Source organism: Brevundimonas sp. GW822-FHT03E11 (assembly GCF_058801445.1).
This window is the reverse complement of the sequence record NZ_JBXANG010000003.1, coordinates 217,169-235,362: the sequence shown is the minus strand read 5'-3', so window position 1 is coordinate 235,362 and position 18,194 is coordinate 217,169. Positions and strand designations below refer to the sequence as shown.

Below are 18,194 nucleotides of genomic sequence, written 5' to 3'. Positions count from 1 at the left end.
GCAGCGCGCGATCAATTGGATGAAGGTCATGGACCTTCAGATTGCCTAGGATATGATGAAATAGCTAAGGGGGTCTTATGTCGCCATTTACGCCCGACAATATCGGCGAAATCTTCGGTTCAGATGCCGCCGACACCGAAGATGCCGCACGCCTCTACACCTTCTTTATCTCAAACGATTCGTACCACAACGTGCGAGCACCGAATCCAATTTGCCTTGTTGTAGGCCAGAAAGGAATTGGGAAGACAGCGCTTATGCGAGTGTCCGCTTTGGATGATCAGCGGAACCGCTTTCCAAGTATATTTATTCGGGGCTCAAGGATTTTGGCGGCTGCGGAAGCAGGAGGATCCGGATCCGCCACGATTGGCAAATTCCGGACTGTAATCGAAGATGCATTGCTCTCGCAGGTGGCAGAGGGCATCGCAAAAGAAGCCGCGTCGGCGTTGAAAGTACCCGAAGGAGTGGGATCATTCTTAGGCCGACTGACAGCGCTAGGCACGTCGATCGCTACCAGCCAAAATGAAGCTCTAAAGAATGCTGCTGCGAAAGCTTCCCCTTGGCTTTTAGATAAAATTCCTGCGGTCAATGTATATATCGACGATACGGATGTCGATTGGGACGGAAGCAAGGCTGCGGCCAGCCAAGTAAATCGCCTCATACAATCCTGTTTTCAGATTTCTGCGGACAGCGACGGAGATGTACGATTCAAAATCTCGATAAGATCTGATTTATTTAACTCTCTTTCCGTAACATCTGACATAATCGACAAAGTACAAAGCGGAGTTGTTCGCGTACGTTGGACAGTGGATGAGATTTTTAGAGTCATCGCCAAACGTATCGCTATATACGAAGGTCGAGAATACGACGATGAGGAAGTCGATAGGTTACCTCAAGAAGCTGTTTTCCAACGATTCTTTACGCCGTATTTTGAAGAGCGATTTCGGTACGCCGGCGCCTGGGAAAACGCCCCCATGCGCCAAGTGCTATTATCATTTGTTAGACAGCGGCCTCGAGACCTGATCGGATTATGCCGTTTAGCGGCAAAAGAAGCGGAATCATCTGGAACAATTATAGATACGCGCGCCCTTCACGACGTAATACCGATATATTGTCAGAATCGATTTAACGATACGGTGGTTGAGTTCTCCAATGAACTTCCAGACGTACAAAAGTTACTAAATGAAATGCGACCATCAGATCGGAAAGATAATAAAAAAGCAACATCTATCAAGAAACATTACTACACACACGACCAATTAATAGCCAAAATAAATGCTATAAAGGGAAATCTCAGTCTCCGATTTTCCTACGCGAACGTGCCAGCTTCTTCAGCGGAGCTAGCTGAATTTCTATTCCGCATTAATTTTTTGGTCGCCAGCCGAACTGACAGCAACGGCTTTGTGGAGCGCATGTATTACGACTTCGCGGATCGACGTCTTCGAGAGGTCCGACTTGGGCAATGGGATTGGGAAGTTCATATGGCTTATCGATGGGCGATCCAGAGAGACAGCGATGCAGTATGGAAAGAACTGAACTGACAGCCTCCTGATCGGGAAAACGGTTCAGTTGGGCGCGGTGGGTCTCCATTTCAGCGGCCAAGCTATTCCCTGACCTTTCGTCATCCTCCGGCAAGCCGCGCCTTCGCGGCGCAGACCGGGGGACCCAGCGGCGCGCGGGAGCGCGAACCTGTCGCGGACTCGGTGTTCAGACAGTGTGCGGCGGATGGATTTCGCCTTCGGCGCCGCTGGGTCCCCCGGTCGCTTCGCGCCGGAGGATGACGAAAGGAGGGGCAGGTCAGGTCCTGAGCCTTCATCGCCGTTCCAATCCCTTCTCCCGCAGGGGGAGAAGGAAGAGAGAGTTGCGTCCGGGTTTGGCGTAACGGGGGTTTAGGCCGTGGGGGCATGAGCCAGGGCATTCACCGCAAGATCCGATCCGACGCCGTCTGGGCCGAGGTGCGCAAGGCGTGGGAGGATGGGGAGACGGCGCGGTCGGTGGCGCGGCGGTATGACGTCGGGGTTCACGCCCTATGGAAGCGGCGCGAGGCGGAGGGTTGGACGCGGCCCGAGCCGAAGGCGGGGCCGGTGGAGCCGGCCGAGGGCTGGGGCGCCTATGTGCAGACGCGCCGCGACGCCTTCGAGGCTCGCCTGGCGGATGCGCGGGCGCTGGCCGAATGTCTGGTCGAGGCGATGAAGGACGAGCGGCTGATGCGGGCGCCGCACTGGCATATTCCGTGGCTGTATCGCTGGCGCGCCGACCATCTGGGCCCCGAGGCGGCGGCGCGGGACCGGGAACGGGCGGTGGAGATGGGGTATGTCTGGGCCGAGGCGTTCTGGGACGAGGACGGGGCGCTGAGGCCGCTTCACCGGCTGGATGCAGAGATGGCGCGTCTGCACCCGCAGGAGTGGCGCCGGGCGGTGGGCGTGCCGGAGGGGGTGGAGGTGGGACTCCTTCTTTCCTTGCGGGAGAAGGTGGGCGACCCTCGGGCTTGTCCCGAGGGGAGGTCGGATGAGGGGTTGCACCAGCCCTGACGGTCCACGCCGAACCGACCCCTCATCCGGCCCTGCGGGCTACCTTCTCCCGCAAGGGGAGAAGGAAGAAGTTGAGCGCGGCGGTCTCCATTTCGGCGGCCAAGCTATCCCCTGATCGTTCGTCATCCTCCGGCAAGCCGCGCCGGCCGCCGCGCCCCGGTCGCCACCTGACCATGGAGATGGCCGAGGACCTGACCGAGTCCATGCACGAAGAGGCGGCTCGCTTGCGCGACGAGATCAAGCGTATGAAGAAGATGGACCTGGAGTTCGCCCAGGACATGATGAGCAGCTGAGCCCCTGCGGCGACCGAGACCTGACCCATGATACGTCTTTATGTGACCGGCGACCTGTCGCCCGGCGCCGCCGTCGCCCCGACCCTGGACCAGTCCCGCTACCTGACCCAGGTGATGCGGCTGAAGGCCTGGGACGAACTGCTGGTCTTCAACGGCCGCGACGGCGAATGGCGCGCCTCGATCGCCGAGGTGCTGAAGAAGGGCGTCATCCTGCGCGCCGAGGCCCAGACCCGACCCCAGACGCTCGGCCCAGATCTGGAGCTGATCGTCGCCGTGGTGAAGAAGGCCCGGGTCGAGACCATCGTCGAGAAGGCCGCGGAACTGGGCGCCCGCCGGGTGCGGCTGGTGCTGACGAAACGCACCAATGCGGACCGTATCCGTCTGGACCGGCTGGACGCCATCGCCGAGGAGGCCGCCGAACAGACCGGCCGCCTGGACGTCCCCCGCATCGACGATCCGATCAAGCTGGACGCCCTGCTGGAAGGCTGGGAGGCCGGGCGGCGGCTGATGTTCTGCGACGAGACCGGCGGGGCGCCGGCGATCCGAGCGCTGACCCAGGCGTCTCCTCCGGCCGCCAAATGGTCCATTCTGATCGGTCCCGAAGGCGGCTTTTCGCCCGAGGAGGGCGAACGGCTCCGCGCCCTGCCCTTCACCACCGCCGTTTCGCTCGGCCCCCGCATCCTGCGGGCCGACACCGCCGCCATCGCCGCCATGAGCCTGTGGCAGGCGGCGGTCGGGGATTGGGACCGCTGAGAGACGCCATTCCCCCCCATTCCTCCCCCTTGGGGGAGGGGGACCGCCGCGCCCTTGCGCGGGGGTGGAGGGGGCCCGACGCCGCAGCGCCCCCTCCGTCTCTCCGCTGCGCTCCGAGCCACCTCCCCCAGAGGGGGAGGATTTTTGACGTTGCGATCCGTTCCGGAATACGCGCCGCCCCCTTGAGCCTTGCCTCAACCTCGCCCATCTAGCCGCGACAGACGGTCGCTGATGCGCCGAAGGGGACTGACGCATGACCGACAACGCGCCGCTGAGCCGGACCGCCCTGATCGAGGCCATGTCCAAGGGGATCAAGCCCAAGGACCAGTGGCGCATCGGCGCCGAGCACGAAAAGTTCGGCTTCGACAAGACCACCCTGGCCCGCCCCGCCTATGACGGCCCGAACGGCATCAAGGCCATGCTGGAGGGGCTGCAGCGCTTCGGCTGGACGCCGGTCGAGGAGAACGGTTTTCTGATCGGGCTGGAGCGCAAGAACGACGAGGGCTTCGTCGCCTCAGTCAGCCTGGAGCCCGGCGGGCAGTTCGAACTGTCGGGCGCCCCGCTCCTGACCATCCACGACATCTGCAACGAGACCGGCCAGCATCTGATGGAGGTCAAACAGGTGGCCGACCAGCTGGGCGTCGGCTTCCTGGGCGTCGGCTTCGACCCTCTGTGGACGCGCGAGCAGACGCCGGTCATGCCCAAGGGCCGCTATGACATCATGCGCGCCTATATGCCCAAGGTGGGGTCGCTGGGCCTGGACATGATGCTGCGCACCTGCACCATCCAGGCCAATCTGGACTTCGATTCCGAAGCCGACATGGTGCTGAAGTTCCGCACCTCCCTGGCGCTTCAGCCGATCGCCACCGCCCTGTTCGCCAACAGCCCCTTCACCGAAGGCCGGCCCAACGGCTTCCTGTCGGCCCGCGCCAATGTCTGGACGGACACCGACCCGGACCGGACCGGCATGCTGGGCTTCGTCTTCGAAGACGGCTTCGGCTTCGAGCGCTACGCCGACTATGCGCTGGACACCCCGATGTATTTCGCCAAGCGCGACGGCCGCTACGTCGACACCTCGGGCCAGTCGTTCCGTGATTTCCAGGCCGGGAAACTGCCCGCCCTGCCCGGCGACTATCCGACCATCAAGGACTGGAACGACCATCTGACCACCCTCTTCCCCGAGGTGCGGCTGAAGGCCTATCTGGAGATGCGCGGCGCCGACGGCGGCCCGTGGAGCCGGATCTGCGCCCTGCCCGCCCTCTGGGCCGGCGTCCTGTACGACGCGCCGTCGCTGGCGGCCGCCTGGGACCTGGTCAAGGACTGGGACATCGCCGACCACGAGCGCCTGCGCCGCGACGTGACCCGCCTGGGCCTCAAGGCCGAGGTCGCGGGCCGCAGCGTGCGCGACATCGCCGTGGACCTGGTCAATATCGCCAAACAGGGCCTGAAGAACCGGGCGCGCTTCTCGGGCGGCATGGTGGACGAGCGCGGCTATCTGTCCGAACTGGAAGACATCGCCGACAGCGGGATCACCCCCGCCGAGCGGCTGCTGGACCTGTACCACGGCCCCTGGGGCGGCGATGTGAAGCGGATTTACGCCGATTTCGCCTACTGATGAAAAGGCGTCCTTAACCCGCAAGCTGTACGGCGTGTCCCATACGGGTAAGCCGAACAATGACCAGCCGCTCGATCGCAGACTCGCTCACGCCTGCCGCGCCCTTTGACGCCCCTCGCAGGGCGCCGGAGCTGGATCTCGACACCTTCTTCGACGTCTCGCTGGATCTGCTGGTGGTGCGCGACATCAACGGGCCCGTGCTCAAGGCCAGCGCCTCCTGGTTCACCGTGCTCGGCTATCGTCCCGAGGCGTTGGTGGGCCGCCTCCTGCCCAGCCTGATCCATCCCGACGACCAGGAGGCGACGCGCGAGGCCATGGCCGAGGTCGTCAACCGTCGGCCGGGTGATCCCGTTCTGGGCCAGATCAACCGGTATCGCCACCGGGACGGCCGCTACGTCACCCTGGAATGGCGCGCCCAGCGGCTGGGGAACCGGATCTTCGGCGTCGCGCGCGACGTCACCGAGAAGGTCGCGGCTGAGCGCGCCCTGATGGAGGCCAAGGCCGCAGCGGAAGCCGCCAACCAGGCCAAATCCGACTTCCTGGCCAATATGAGCCATGAAATCCGCACGCCGTTGAACGGCGTCATCGGAATCGTCGACGCCCTGTCGAAGACCGACCTCAGCCCAGAACAGGCCGAGATGGTCGCCTTGATCGCGAGTTCGGGCGTGACGCTGGAGCGCCTGGTTTCGGACATTCTGGACGTATCCAAGATCGAGGCCGGCCAGCTGAACCTGGAGACCCGCCCCTTCGACCTGGACGAGGCGCTGGAGGCCGGCCTGGACGTGGCGCGGCTGCGGGCCGAGGCCAAGGGCCTGACCCTGGAGGTGCGGCGCGACGCCGACGCCCGCGGCGTCTTCGTCGGCGACAGTCTGCGAATCCGCCAGATCCTGGACAATCTCCTGTCCAATGCGGTCAAGTTCACCCAGCACGGCGGCGTCCAAGTCGACGTCCGGGTGTGCGAAGACTCCGACGGCCTGACCGTGCTGAGCCTGACGGTGCAGGATACCGGGGTGGGCTTTTCCTGCGACCAGGGCGCGCGCCTGTTCGAGCGGTTCACTCAGGCCGACAGCACCGTCACCCGTCGCTTCGGCGGGACTGGCCTCGGTCTGTCGATCTGCCACGCCCTGACGGAGATGATGGGCGGCCGCATCAGAGTCGCCTCGACCCCGGGCGTCGGCAGCCGGTTCATGGTCGAGATTCCGCTGCCGCGCGTCAGCAGCCTGGGCGACTACGATGTCCGGACGCGCGGCCGGACGACCCAGATCGCCGCGCCCCTGCCCGCGCTCCGCGTGCTTCTGGCCGAAGATCACCCCGTCAACCAGCGGGTCGTCCAGTTGATCCTGGGCGCGCACGACATGCAGATCGTCACGGTCGACAACGGGCTCCAGGCCCTTGAGGCCTTCCAGAGCCAGGACTTCGACCTGGTGCTGATGGACATGCAGATGCCGGAAATGGACGGCCTGACGGCGACACGCGCCATTCGCCGGGCGGAGGCGAGCCGCCATAGGCGCACCCCCGTCATCATGCTCAGCGCCAACGCCATGGATGACCACCGCCGTCAGGCCCTGGCGGCCGGCGCCGATCTGCACGTCTCCAAACCCGTCACCGCCGCCGCCCTGCTGGGCGGCATTCAGGCCCTGACGGCCGCCCCTGCGACCGCCCCTGACGTCCGGGCGGGGTAAGGAGACAGATCGGACACATCGGACAGTTCGGACACCCTTTTTCGGCCGATCGTCCCTTTGGGGGGTGAGAATTGACAAAGTTTGCCAAAGGTCCATCCTCCAACGCGATAGGGAAGGATCGCCCATGGCCACGATGAACATCTCCCTGCCCGACCCGATGAAGGCCTGGGTCGAGGAACAGGCCCAATCGGGCCGCTACGCCAACGCCTCCGACGTCATCCGCGACCTTATCCGCCGAGAGCAGGTCAAAGCCGAAAAAATCGCGCACTGGCAAAGATTGATCGATGAAGGCCGGGCCAGCGGCATCAGCGACCGCACACCTCGTCAGGTGATCGACGAATTGCGCGCCAAACTTCGCAATACGGCTTGAGCCGTGGGGCGCTTGCGGCTCACCGAAGACGCGGATCATGATCTCGCGAACATTTACATCCAAGGTGTGCAGACGTTCGGCATGGCGCAAGCCGACCGATATATCGACGACCTTCTGCAAGCGCTGGACCGAATCCAGGACTTCCCGAACATCGCCCGACTGCGTGAGACCATCACGCCGGCCGTTAGGGCGTATGTCTTCAGGTCTCATGTGATCTTGTATGATTTGGAGGATGACGACGGCGTCGTCGTCATTCGCATCCGTCACGCACATGAGGACTGGATGAATCTGGTTCAGGAGATAGACGATCCATGATGACCCACCCCATCCACATCGGCGTCGGCGGCTGGACCTATGAGCCGTGGCGCGGGGTCTTCTATCCAGAGGGCCTGGTTCAAAAGCGCGAGCTGGAATACGCCGCCTCGAAACTGACCTCGATCGAGATCAACGGCACCTATTATTCGACCTTCAAACCCGACAGCTGGAAGAAGTGGCGCGACGAGACGCCGGACGGCTTCGTCTTTTCGGTCAAGGCCAGCCGCTACTGCACCAATCGCAAGGTCCTGTCCGAAGGCGGCGAGAGCTTCGACCGATTCCTGTCCCAGGGCCTGACCGAACTGGGCGACAGGCTGGGGCCGATCAACTGGCAGTTCATGGGGACCAAGAAGTTCGATCCTGAGGACTTCGAGGGTTTCTTGAAGCTGCTGCCGCCCGAAAAGGACGGGGTCCGCCTGCGCCACGCCCTGGAGGTGCGCAACCCGACCTTCGCCACCGAACAGTTCTATGATCTGGCGCGGAAGTATGGCGTCGCCATCGTCTACGCCGTCGATGACGAAGAGCCGACCTGGCCCCAGATCGACGAGGCGACCGCCGACTTCTCCTATGCCCGGCTGATGTCCAGCCGCGAAGACGAACCGACCGGCATGACCGCCGACGAACTGTCCGCCGTCGCCGATCAGGTCCGCGCCTGGGCCAAGCGCGGCGAGGTGTTCGCCTATTTCATCTCGGGGGCCAAGGTGCGCAATCCGGCGGCGGCCATGGCTCTGATCGCCCAGCTCAAATAGGGCCGGCCTTGCGGGCGGCGCCTGCGGTGCGCATCTGTCAGCCACGCCCCAAAGCCTGAAGGACTCCCCATGCCGATCGCCACCCGCGCCTTCGCCGCGACCGCCGCCGACAAGCCCCTGGTCCCCTACAGCTTCGAGCGGCGCGATCCCGGCCCGGACGATGTGCTGATCGAGATCAAATACTGCGGCATCTGCCATTCGGACCTGCACATGGCCCGCAGCGAGACCGGACCCGCCTCCTATCCCCTGGTGCCGGGCCACGAGATCGCCGGCGTGGTCAAGGCCGTCGGCTCCAACGTCGTCCGGTTCAAGGAAGGCGACCGCGTCGGCGTCGGCTGCATGGTCGACAGCTGCCGCGAATGTTCATCCTGCCGCGAGGGGCTTGAGCAATATTGCGTGCCCGGCTTCACCGGCACCTATGGGGCCAAGGACAGGAAGGGCGGCACGGCCGAGACCATCACCCAGGGCGGCTATTCCGATCATATCACGGTGGATCAGCACTTTGTCGTCACCATTCCCGACAGCCTGCCGCTGGACGTCGCCGCCCCCCTGCTGTGCGCCGGCGTGACGACCTATTCGCCGCTGAAGGAATGGAAGGTCGGACCGGGCTCCAAGGTGGCGGTCATCGGCCTGGGCGGACTGGGCCATATGGCGGTCAAGCTGGCCGCCGCCATGGGCGCCGAGGTCACCGTCCTGTCCACCTCCGACCGCAAGAAGGCCGATGCGGAGCGGATGGGCGCCGAACATTTCCTGATCAGCAGCGACAAGGCGGCGATGAAGGCGGCGGCCGAAAGCTTCGACCTCATCATCAACACCGTCTCGGCGACCCACGAGATCGCCGCCCACACCCAGCTTCTGGCCCGCGACGGGACCATGGTCATGCTGGGGCTGACCACCGAGGGCCTGCCGGTTTACGCCGTGCCCCTGCTGTGGCGTCGGCGGCGGATCGCCGGCTCTCTGATCGGCGGCATGGCCGAGACCCAGGAGATGCTGAACTTCTGCGCCGAACACGGCATCGTCTGCGACATCGAGACCATCGCCCCGGACCAGATCAATGACGCCTATGAGCGGATGCTGAAGTCCGACGTCCGCTATCGGTTCGTCATCGACATGGCGAAGATGGCGGCCTGACGCGCCTGAACAGGCGCAAAGGCGCCGCAGGGGAAATCGGCCTTTGATCCGCAACCCCTGCGCGGCTACACCTTGAGCGACAGTCCGCAGCAGACGGACGCGAGGAAACAAGGACGGACGGATGGCGCGCGTAGCATTGGTGACCGGCGGAACCCGGGGCATAGGCAAGGCGATCGTTCAACGCCTCAGCGAGGACGGCATAAGGGTGGCCGCCGGCTATTCCGGCAATGACGAGGCGGCCCAGGCCACCGCCCGCGCCCTGGGCGTCATGGTGGTCAAGGGCAATGTCGGCAGTTTCGAGGACTGCGCCCGCGCGGTCAGCGAGGTCGAGGCCGAACTGGGTCCGATCGACATCCTGGTCAACAACGCCGGCATCACCCGCGACGGCTTCTTCCACAAGATGAGCCACGACCAGTGGTCCGACGTGATCCGGGTGAACATGGACAGCGTCTTCAACATGACGCGCCAGGTCATCAACGGCATGCGCGACCGGGGCCACGGCCGGATCGTCAACATCTCCTCGATCAACGGTCAGAAAGGTCAGATCGGCCAGACCAACTATTCCGCCGCCAAGGCCGGAATGATCGGCTTCACCAAGGCCCTGGCGCTGGAGAACGCCAGAAAGGGGGTGACGGTCAACTGCATCGCCCCCGGCTATATCGACACCGAAATGGTCGGCGCCATGGACCCCAAGGTTCTGGAGTCGATCGTGGCCCAGATTCCCGTCGGCCGCCTGGGCAAGGGCGAGGAGATCGCCGACATGGTGTCCTGGCTGGTCGGTGAGCGTGCCGGATATGTCACAGGCTGCACCCTGTCGCTGAACGGCGGCCAATACCTGGTCGGGTGAACGGGCTTCGCCCAAAATCCGCCGCGTGACGGTTTCATCCATAGTCTCATGATGTTGACGGGATCGGCCTGGGCGAAAAAATCGCCGCGCGGGACTGCGACGGCGCTTGCCGCCGTCGTCGCCCTTGGCCTGTCCGTCGCCGCCCCGGCCGTCCTGCCGGCCGACTGCCACGCCCAGTCGCGCCGCAACCTGCCCCCGTCGGCCCGCTACGTCTCCGGCACGGGTCAAGCCTTCGTGCTGGATGTGACGGGCGCCCGGCCCCTGATGCGGTTCGAGCAGTCGACCGAGATCTGGGTGCTGCGTCCAACCGCCGCGCCGCGCGGCGACATCATCTATCGCAACGACAACGGCGATCAGATCCTGCGGGTCACGCCCGACGGCGGCATGACCCTCTACACCACCGCCGCGCCGCAAGGATCGCCGGTGTCGCGCAACGGCGAGGCCGCGCCCCTTCTGGCGCCCGGCCTGACCGCCGTTCAGCTGTGGAACTACATCGTCCGCCAGAGCGACCGCGCCAGCCGGGCTCTGGGGCGCCTGGTCGTGGTCGATGTCGATATCCAGCCGGGGTCCGAGGCGGTGGCCGCCGACGCCCTGTCCACCGCCGTGGACGCCATCGTCCGCATGGCCCGCTCGCCCAATCTACGGTCCGAAGCCAACCGCATCCGGCGGATCGAAATCGTCGATCAGGGCCGCACCAGCCAGACGGCCTTCAGCCGCGGCACCCTGCGGATCGTGATCGAGCCGCGCGCCGGCGTCGCGGGCCGCCCGTCCTCGGCGCGGATCGTGCGCCTGGTGGCGGACGACGTCCTCAGCCGCTGAAGCCGTCCTTGGCCGCCCGACGCGCGGCGAACTGCTCTGCGTCACCCGCCCGCAGGAAGGGGTTGAACCGCAGTTCCGTCTCGAGGGTCGTGGGCACGGTCGCCTCGCCCCGCGCCCGCGCCTCAAAGATCGCCTCGGCGTGGGCGGCCGTCTCGGGCCGGGGGTCCAGGCTCAGGGTGAAGCGCGCATTGGCGGCCGTATATTCATGGGCGCACAAGATCACCGTCTCCGGCGGCCAGGCCGCCAGGGTCTGAAGGCTGGCCCACATCTGTTCGGGCGTCCCCTCGAACAGGCGGCCGCAACCCAGGGCGAACAGGGTGTCGCCGACGAAGGCCGCCCCCGCCTCCACCGACCGATAGACGACGTGGCCCAGGGTGTGGCCCGGCGTACCCGTGACCTCAAACCGGGTCTCGCCCACCGCGACCGTGTCCCCATCGCCGACGACGCGGTCCAGCGGGGCCACGCGCGCGACCTCCTGCGGCCCCACGATCTCGCACCCCGTCTCGGCCTTCAGCCTCTCGTTGCCCTCGGTATGGTCGGGGTGCCAGTGGGTGTTCAGGATCAGGTCCAGCCGCCCCCAGCCCAGGCCGTCCAGTTCTTGCAGGATGCGCGCCGCGTCCGGCGTATCGACGGCCGCGACGGTTCCGGTCGCCCGGTCGCGGATCAGAAAGCCGTAGTTGTCGCTGCGGCAGGGAAACAGGTGAACATCCAGGGTCATGGCGACGTTCTAGCAGGACGGACCCAGGCGGCCTATGGTGGCGACATGCGGCGCAGCATCGACGAGCTTCGAACCTTCTACGGCGAGCCGACCGGCGCCCTGGCTCGTCGACTGCTGGCGCGTCGGCTGGAGGACGCCTGGGGCGAGGCGACAGGCTGCGACGTTCTGGGCCTGGGCTACGCCACCCCCTGGCTGGACGCCTTCGTCGGGGCGCGACGGGTCGTGGCGGCCATGCCCGGCGGCCAGGGGGTCGAACACTGGCCCAGCGTCGGCCGCAACCGCAGCCTGCTGGTCGATGACCGCCGCCTGCCTTTCGCCGCCGGCGCCTTTGACCGCATCCTGCTGGTCCACGCCCTGGAAGAGGCCGACGACCCGACGGCCCTGCTGCTGGAGGCGGTGCGCGCCCTGGCCCCAACCGGCCGCATCATCCTGGCCGCCGCCGCGCGGGGCGGGCTCTGGTCCCGCGCTGAAAACACCCCCTTCGGCCACGGCCGGCCGTTCACGCGGGGCCAGCTGGAACGGCTGGTGCGCGAGGCGGGGCTGGAGCCGACGGCCTGGTCCCAGACCCTCTATGTCCCACCCTGGTCGCCCCTTCTGCCCCTGGCCGACGGTTTCGAACAGGTCGGCCGTCGGATCGCGCCTGGCGCGGCCGGTCTGATCCTGCTGGAGGCGTCGCGTCAGGCCTACGCCCGCATCCGCCCCAGCGGCAAGGCCCAGCGCGTCCCGGCCAAGGCGGCGCTTGCGCCCCAGCCCGCCGCCTCCGTCTCGCATGACGGGCCGCTCGGCTGATCGCTTCTGACGGGGAGTTGACGTCGTTCCATCTGGTCGCCGCCTGCGAACGGCCTTATGGCGAAGCCCCATGCATCGACTGATCCTCATGCGGCACGCCCAGGCCGAGCCGAACAGCCCGTCTGGCGGCGATGAAGCCCGCCCCCTGTCCGCCGTCGGACGCAACGAAGCCCTGCTGATGGGGCGGGCCCTGGCTGAGCGCGGGCTGAAGCCCGATCTGGCCCTGGTATCCTCGGCGGTCCGCACCCGCCAGACCTGGGAGCAGATGCATGACGCCTTCGGCGATGTGGAGGTGCGCGACGAGCCGCGCCTGTACAACGCCCCCGCCGACGTCCTGCGCGGCTTCGTCGAGGCCAGCGAGGAAGAGGCCGGCTGTCTGCTGGTTCTGGCCCACAATCCGGGGGTCCATGCGCTGGCCGGCGACTATCTGTCGGAAAGCGCGGCCTCGCCCGCCATTCTCGATCGCCTGGCCGGGGGTTTTCCGACCGGGGCGGCGGCCCTGTTCACCGTCGATGCGGCCGGGCGCTGCACCTACGAAGGCTTTCTGACCCCGCGCACCCTGGGCGGGGCGGCATGACGTCCGTCGCCTATAAGATCCTGTCGTCGAACGACTGGCGCCGCATGGTGGCGGAAGGTCGCTACCAAGGCTCCGTCGTCGATCTGGCCGACGGCTACATCCATATGTCGACGGCCGATCAACTGGCCGAGACCGCGCGCCGCCACTACGCCGGTCAGGCCGATCTGATGCTGCTGACGATCGATCTGGCGCTGCTCGACGAAGCCCTGGTGTGGGAGCCGTCGCGCGGCGGCGCCCTGTTTCCCCATCTCTACGCCCCCCTGCCCGTCGCCGCCGTCACCGCCAGCCGCCCCTTCGCCGTAGCCGAGGACGGGGCCATGCGGTTCGAGGATGCGGCATGAACCTGTTCGACGGCTTGGCGGCCGGCCTGCGCCGTCTGGACCCGGAAACCGCGCACCGGCTGGCGATCCAGGGTCTGGCCCTGGCGCCCCTGCCCGCCGCCCCGGTCGATGATCCGATCCTGCACACGACAATCGCCGGCCTCGACCTGCCCAATCCGATCGGCCTGGCGGCGGGATTGGACAAGAACGGGGAGGCGCTGGGCGGCCTGTCGCGGCTTGGCTTCGGCTTTGTGGAATGCGGCTCGGTCACGCCACGGCCCCAGCCCGGCAATCCCCGGCCGCGGCTGTTCCGACTGCAGGAAGACCAGGCGATCATCAATCGCATGGGCTTCAACAACGCCGGGCTGGACGCCTTCGCCGCCCGGCTTGAGCGACGCCCCCAGGGCGTCGTCGTCGGCGCCAATCTGGGCGCCAACAAGGATACGGAGGACAAGGCGGCCGACTATGTCGCCGGGCTTCAGCGCCTCGCGGGCCGGGCCGCCTATTTCACGGTCAATATCTCCTCGCCCAATACGCCCGGCCTGCGCGCCTTGCAGGGGCGGGACCAGCTGGACGATCTGCTGGGTCGGATCGAGGCGGCCCGGCCGACGGCCCGGTCCGACCGCGCGCCGGTCTTTCTGAAGATCGCGCCGGACCTGGTCGCAGGCGAGATCGGCATGATCGTCGAGGCCGCCCTGGCCCATCGGATCGACGGGCTGATCGTCTCCAACACCACCCTGGAACGCCCCGAAACCCTAAGCTCGCCCCAGGCCGGAGAGAGCGGCGGCCTGTCGGGTCTTCCCTTGCGTCCCTTCGCCGAAAGGGCGCTGCGGGCGGCGGCCGAGGCGGCGCAAGGCCGTCTGCCGCTGATCGCCGTCGGCGGGATCGACAGCGGGGCCGAAGCCTATGCTCGCCTTCGCCTGGGGGCCTCGGCGGTGCAGATCTATTCCGCCCTGATCTATCAGGGACCGGGATTGGTCGGCGCGATCAAGCGCGACCTGGCCGCCCGCCTGCGCGCCGACGGGTTTTCCACCGTTTCCGCCGCCGTGGGATCGGGCCGTTGACGGAGCGTTAGTTTCGATCTGCGCATCCTGTGGCCCGACGAACGAAGACCGTTCGCGCCGATGGGAAGCGGAATGCAACAGACGAACATGGTCCCAACGGCTGTGAGTGGCTGGACTGTGGCGTCTCGCTTCCGCGCCAAGCAGGCGGCGCAACGGCTGGCGACGGCGGCGGCGACCGCCCTGGTCGTGACGCCGATGCTGGGTTGGCGGCTCTCGCTGCTCTGGCTGCTGATCTACGGCCTGGCCCAGACGGTGGAATGGGCGGTCCTGCGCATGGCTTCACGCGCGCCCGACGCTCGCCTACGGAAAATCCCGACCTGCGCCGCGATCCTGATCAGCGCCGCGACCTTCGGCGGCCTGTCCATTCCCATGTGGCTGATGGGCGGCGCAATGGGCGGCCTGTGCGCGGCCCTGATGCTGCCGGCGCAGATGCTGTTTTCGATGATCAACGCGCCCCGATCCAAGATGCTTCTGGCTGCGACCCTTTCGCCGCCGATGCTGTATCTGCTGTCCACGCCGTTCTTCGCCGCCCATTTCGGGGCCGGCGTCTCGGTCATCATGACCGCCTCTGCGGCCGTGGTGATGTTCGTCATCTTCACCGTGCTCAGTTGGCAAATCATCAGCGAGACGGCCGAAAAGCGCCAGCGGGCGCGCGACGAGGCGGATCGGCTGCGGCGGCAGGCCGAACAGAATCTGGCGGCCCATACCGCCTTCCTGGCGGCGATCGGCCATGATCTGCGCACCCCGATCGGCGCCATCCTGACCGGCGCGGCCGAGCTTCAGGCGGCCGACGCCGCTTCTCGCGCCAACACCGCCCTGATCACCGACGCGGGCCTCATGATGAAGGCCCTGCTGGACGATCTTTTGGACCACACCCGCATCGGCGCCGGCCGGATGAAGGTCGAGGTGGTGGATTTCGATCTGCGCGCCATGCTGGCCCAGACCCTGCGTCTGTGGCGCGGACCGATCGAGGCCAAGGGCCTGACCTTGCGGGTCGAGGGCGCCGCCCAGATGCCGCGCGACGTCAAGGGCGATCCCATGCGGATCCGTCAGGTGCTGAACAATCTGATGTCCAATGCGGTCAAGTTCACCGCCGAGGGACAGATCACCCTGCGCCTTGAGGCCTGGCCGGAAGAGCCGTCCGGCTATGCCCTTCTGTTCGAAGTCGCCGATACGGGTCCGGGCCTGACCGCCGAGCAGATGGAGCGCCTCTTCAACCCCTTCGATCAGACGGCCGAAGGCGTCGGCGCCCAGTTCGGCGGCTCGGGCCTGGGCCTGTCCATCAGCCGGGATCTGACCGAGTTGATGGGGGGACGGCTGACGGCGCGCAGCGCCCCCGGCCAGGGCGCGCGCTTCACCGTGTCTCTGTTCCTGCCGGCCGGCCGGGCGACGGAGCGAACGGCTCCAGCGGCCCGGGGGCTGACGGCCCGCCCCGACGCGCTGGCCCTGCCCCTTGCCGCTCCGCCTATTGCGCCCCCTGCCGAAGACGTCCCAGCGCCGGCCGCCGAGACGCCGCCCGTCGAGACGCCGGCCGCGCCGCCCCCGTCCGAAGAGGCCGACCGTCCGTTGAAGCTGCTGGTGGTCGATGACCACGACATCAACCGTCGCGCGGTTCAGCTGATCCTCGAGCCCCTGGGCTGCGACATCGTCACCGCCTCCGACGGGGTGATCGCCTTGCAACGCTGCGCCGAAGTCGTCTTCGACGTCATCTTCATGGACGTGCGCATGCCCGAGCTTGATGGGCGCGAGACCACCCGCCGGCTGCGCGCCGGCGACGGTCCGAACGCCCGAACACCCGTTGTGGCCGTGACGGCGGATTCCGCGCCGGAAGACATCGCCGCCTGCCAGGCCGCCGGCATGGCCTATTTCGTCTCCAAGCCCCTGACGCCGCCGGCCCTGTTCGCAGCGCTACAGCATGTGTTGGACGACGCGGCCCAGGACGCAGGCGCTGCAACGCCTCAGCCTTCGACCTCAGACGTCGACGCGGCCTGACCCTTGATCTCGGCGACCAGCCGAGCGGCGAAATCGGGTGTGCGCAGGTCACACTCCCATACGATCACGACCCGCCAGCCGTCGGCCGTCAGGGTCTCGGCCGATCGCGCGTCTCTGGCGCGGTTGCGGGCGATCTTGCCGCCCCAGTAGTCGGCGTTGGCCTTGGGCTTGCGCGATCCTCGCGGACAGTCATGGCCGTGCCAGAAGCAGCCGTGGACGAAGACGGCGACCCGCCGCCCTTTCATTGTCAGATCCGGCCGTCCCGCCAGCCCCTGGCCGCCTAGCCGATAGCCGATCCCGGCCGCGCGCAGCACCCTGCGCACGGCCAGTTCGGGCGAGGTGTCCCGCCCCTTGACGCGGCGCATCACCGCGCTGCGCTTCTCGGGGCTGAAGACGTCCGTCGTCATGCGTGTTGGGCCGCGCTCAAAATGCGAGGCGTCGGCGCGGCCCGATCCCGATCAGAGTTGGGCCAGCAGATGCTCGGCCGAGGAGACCTTGAACTCGCCGCCCTGTTCGACGTTCAGCTCGGTCACGACGCCGTCCTTGACCAGCATCGAATAGCGTTGCGACCGCTCGCCCAGGCCGAAGCCCGAGCCGTCGAGCACCAGGCCGAGCGCGCGGGTCAGTTCGCCGTTGCCGTCCGCCAGCATGACGATCGAGCCGTCTTCCACGCCCTGGCTCTCGGCCCAGGCCTTCATCACAAAGGCGTCGTTGACGGAGAGGCAGGCGACGACGTCGACGCCCTTGCCCTTGAAGGCGTCCAGATTGTCCTTGAAGCCCGGCAGGTGACGGGCCGAGCAGGTGGGGGTGAAGGCGCCGGGGACGGCGAACAGCGCCACGGTCTTGCCGGCGAAGACGTCGGCGGTGTTGACGGGCTTGGGGCCTTCCGCCGTGGCCTGGGCGAAGGTCGCCTCGGGAATGCGGTCGCCGATCTGGATGGTCATGAAATCTCTCCGCGCGGGTTGGCTTGGGTGCGCCTGCGACAGATAGCGGCCGACGCCGCCAAGACAAGCTCGGCGCGCTTGCGCCGGGCCCATTCAGCCCCGATTATGGAAACCATGACCGACGCCTCCTCCCTGACGGGCCGTCTTCTGGTCGCCATGCCCGGCATCGGCGATCCCCGGTTCGAACACGCCGTAATTCTGATCTGCGCCCATGGGCCGGACCACGCCATGGGTCTGAGGCTGGACCGGCCCGCCCAGGGAATCGATCTGAAGGCGGTGCTGGACAAGCTGGACGCGCCCGCGCCGGAACAGTCCGTAGGCCGTCCGGTTCTGATGGGCGGGCCGGTCGAGCGCGAACGCGGCTTCGTCCTGCACACCGACGACTGGAGCGTGGGGGACGACACCCTGCCCTTCGGCGACGGCCTGGCCATGACGGGGACGCGCGAGGCCCTGGCGGCGATGACGGATACGGTCATGGGACCGCGCCACGCCACCTTGCTGCTCGGCTACGCCGGCTGGGGCGAGGGGCAGTTGGAAGACGAACTGGCCGATAACGTCTGGCTGACCACGGAAGCGGACCTGGACCTGATCTTCGATAGCGATCACCAGACCAAATGGACCCGCGCCCTGGCGCGCATGGGCGTGGACGCCGGCCGGCTGTCAGCCCAGGGCGGGCGGGCCTGATCGC

The 18,194-nt window shown here is 66.6% G+C and carries 21 protein-coding genes; 18 read left to right on the top strand and 3 right to left on the bottom strand.

Annotated elements, in window-relative coordinates:
- Positions 1 to 77: 77 nt before the first annotated feature.
- The 12 genes from AC1RKE_RS06485 to AC1RKE_RS06430 all read left to right on the top strand — a co-directional run bounded on the left by AC1RKE_RS06485 (position 78) and on the right by AC1RKE_RS06430 (position 11,102).
- Positions 78 to 1,538, top strand: coding sequence for a P-loop ATPase, Sll1717 family (locus AC1RKE_RS06485; RefSeq protein ID WP_348683289.1), 1,461 nt, complete (start codon positions 78 to 80; stop codon positions 1,536 to 1,538).
- 363 nt (positions 1,539 to 1,901) lie between these two features.
- Complete coding sequence (locus tag AC1RKE_RS06480) at positions 1,902 to 2,528, top strand: hypothetical protein (RefSeq protein WP_348683287.1); 627 nt, start codon at positions 1,902 to 1,904, stop codon at positions 2,526 to 2,528.
- A 71-nt stretch (positions 2,529 to 2,599) separates the two neighbouring features.
- Complete coding sequence (locus AC1RKE_RS06475; protein ID WP_348683285.1) at positions 2,600 to 2,821, top strand: hypothetical protein; 222 nt, start codon at positions 2,600 to 2,602, stop codon at positions 2,819 to 2,821.
- 27 nt (positions 2,822 to 2,848) lie between these two features.
- On the top strand, positions 2,849 to 3,574 hold the full coding sequence (locus AC1RKE_RS06470) for a 16S rRNA (uracil(1498)-N(3))-methyltransferase (RefSeq protein ID WP_348683283.1): 726 nt from the start codon (positions 2,849 to 2,851) through the stop codon (positions 3,572 to 3,574).
- Between the two features lie 253 nt (positions 3,575 to 3,827).
- Entirely contained in the window at positions 3,828 to 5,189 is a 1,362-nt protein-coding gene (locus AC1RKE_RS06465; protein WP_348685162.1) for a glutamate--cysteine ligase, read from the top strand.
- A gap of 59 nt (positions 5,190 to 5,248) precedes the next feature.
- Positions 5,249 to 6,871 (top strand): ATP-binding protein, encoded by a 1,623-nt coding sequence (locus AC1RKE_RS06460; RefSeq protein ID WP_395942012.1) that lies wholly within the window; start codon positions 5,249 to 5,251, stop codon positions 6,869 to 6,871.
- Positions 6,872 to 6,995: 124 nt separating this feature from the next.
- Positions 6,996 to 7,241: a type II toxin-antitoxin system ParD family antitoxin gene (locus AC1RKE_RS06455; RefSeq protein WP_201463074.1), complete on the top strand. Its 246-nt coding sequence runs from the start codon at positions 6,996 to 6,998 to the stop codon at positions 7,239 to 7,241.
- A 12-nt stretch (positions 7,242 to 7,253) separates the two neighbouring features.
- Positions 7,254 to 7,556, top strand: coding sequence for a type II toxin-antitoxin system RelE/ParE family toxin (locus tag AC1RKE_RS06450; RefSeq protein WP_201463075.1), 303 nt, complete (start codon positions 7,254 to 7,256; stop codon positions 7,554 to 7,556).
- Positions 7,556 to 8,305, top strand: coding sequence for a DUF72 domain-containing protein (locus tag AC1RKE_RS06445; RefSeq protein ID WP_348684812.1), 750 nt, complete (start codon positions 7,556 to 7,558; stop codon positions 8,303 to 8,305). Before AC1RKE_RS06450 ends, AC1RKE_RS06445 begins: the two co-directional genes overlap by 1 nt.
- A 69-nt stretch (positions 8,306 to 8,374) precedes the next feature.
- Positions 8,375 to 9,436 (top strand): NAD(P)-dependent alcohol dehydrogenase, encoded by a 1,062-nt coding sequence (locus AC1RKE_RS06440; protein ID WP_348684809.1) that lies wholly within the window; start codon positions 8,375 to 8,377, stop codon positions 9,434 to 9,436.
- Positions 9,437 to 9,557: 121 nt separating this feature from the next.
- Positions 9,558 to 10,283 carry an acetoacetyl-CoA reductase gene (phbB, locus tag AC1RKE_RS06435; protein ID WP_348684810.1) on the top strand — a complete coding sequence of 242 codons (726 nt, stop codon included), beginning with the start codon at positions 9,558 to 9,560 and terminating at the stop codon, positions 10,281 to 10,283.
- 48 nt (positions 10,284 to 10,331) lie between these two features.
- Positions 10,332 to 11,102, top strand: coding sequence for a DUF4908 domain-containing protein (locus tag AC1RKE_RS06430; protein WP_054766576.1), 771 nt, complete (start codon positions 10,332 to 10,334; stop codon positions 11,100 to 11,102).
- Here the strand turns inward: AC1RKE_RS06430 and gloB are convergent.
- Positions 11,092 to 11,820: a hydroxyacylglutathione hydrolase gene (gene gloB, locus AC1RKE_RS06425; protein WP_201463076.1), complete on the bottom strand. Its 729-nt coding sequence runs from the start codon at positions 11,818 to 11,820 to the stop codon at positions 11,092 to 11,094. The genes AC1RKE_RS06430 and gloB overlap by 11 nt on opposite strands.
- 45 nt (positions 11,821 to 11,865) lie before the next feature.
- Between gloB and AC1RKE_RS06420 the strand changes: the two genes are divergently transcribed.
- The 5 genes from AC1RKE_RS06420 (at position 11,866) to AC1RKE_RS06400 (ending at position 16,562) form a co-directional block, all read left to right on the top strand.
- The gene (locus AC1RKE_RS06420) at positions 11,866 to 12,609 is read left to right on the top strand and encodes a class I SAM-dependent methyltransferase (RefSeq protein WP_152950911.1); all 744 of its coding nucleotides are present in this window, start codon (positions 11,866 to 11,868) and stop codon (positions 12,607 to 12,609) included.
- Positions 12,610 to 12,679: 70 nt separating this feature from the next.
- Positions 12,680 to 13,186 carry a SixA phosphatase family protein gene (locus tag AC1RKE_RS06415; protein WP_054766579.1) on the top strand — a complete coding sequence of 169 codons (507 nt, stop codon included), beginning with the start codon at positions 12,680 to 12,682 and terminating at the stop codon, positions 13,184 to 13,186.
- Positions 13,183 to 13,527, top strand: a complete 345-nt coding sequence (locus tag AC1RKE_RS06410; RefSeq protein ID WP_054766580.1) for a DUF952 domain-containing protein — start codon at positions 13,183 to 13,185, stop codon at positions 13,525 to 13,527. The genes AC1RKE_RS06415 and AC1RKE_RS06410 overlap by 4 nt, the downstream gene beginning before the upstream one ends.
- The gene (locus AC1RKE_RS06405) at positions 13,524 to 14,570 is read left to right on the top strand and encodes a quinone-dependent dihydroorotate dehydrogenase (RefSeq protein ID WP_054766581.1); all 1,047 of its coding nucleotides are present in this window, start codon (positions 13,524 to 13,526) and stop codon (positions 14,568 to 14,570) included. The genes AC1RKE_RS06410 and AC1RKE_RS06405 overlap by 4 nt, the downstream gene beginning before the upstream one ends.
- A gap of 72 nt (positions 14,571 to 14,642) precedes the next feature.
- Positions 14,643 to 16,562, top strand: a complete 1,920-nt coding sequence (locus tag AC1RKE_RS06400) for an ATP-binding protein (RefSeq protein WP_054766582.1) — start codon at positions 14,643 to 14,645, stop codon at positions 16,560 to 16,562.
- Here AC1RKE_RS06400 and AC1RKE_RS06395 read toward each other — a convergent pair.
- Together AC1RKE_RS06395 and AC1RKE_RS06390 are read right to left on the bottom strand one after the other, a co-directional pair.
- Complete coding sequence (locus AC1RKE_RS06395) at positions 16,529 to 16,969, bottom strand: very short patch repair endonuclease (RefSeq protein WP_054766583.1); 441 nt, start codon at positions 16,967 to 16,969, stop codon at positions 16,529 to 16,531. The two genes, AC1RKE_RS06400 and AC1RKE_RS06395, sit on opposite strands and share 34 nt — an antisense overlap.
- 51 nt (positions 16,970 to 17,020) lie before the next feature.
- A complete protein-coding gene (locus tag AC1RKE_RS06390) occupies positions 17,021 to 17,506 on the bottom strand; it encodes a peroxiredoxin (RefSeq protein ID WP_054766584.1) in 486 nt (161 codons plus the stop codon).
- A gap of 114 nt (positions 17,507 to 17,620) precedes the next feature.
- On the opposite strand from AC1RKE_RS06390, the gene AC1RKE_RS06385 reads away from it, so the two are divergent.
- Positions 17,621 to 18,190 (top strand): YqgE/AlgH family protein, encoded by a 570-nt coding sequence (locus tag AC1RKE_RS06385; protein ID WP_152950915.1) that lies wholly within the window; start codon positions 17,621 to 17,623, stop codon positions 18,188 to 18,190.
- Positions 18,191 to 18,194: the final 4 nt, after the last annotated feature.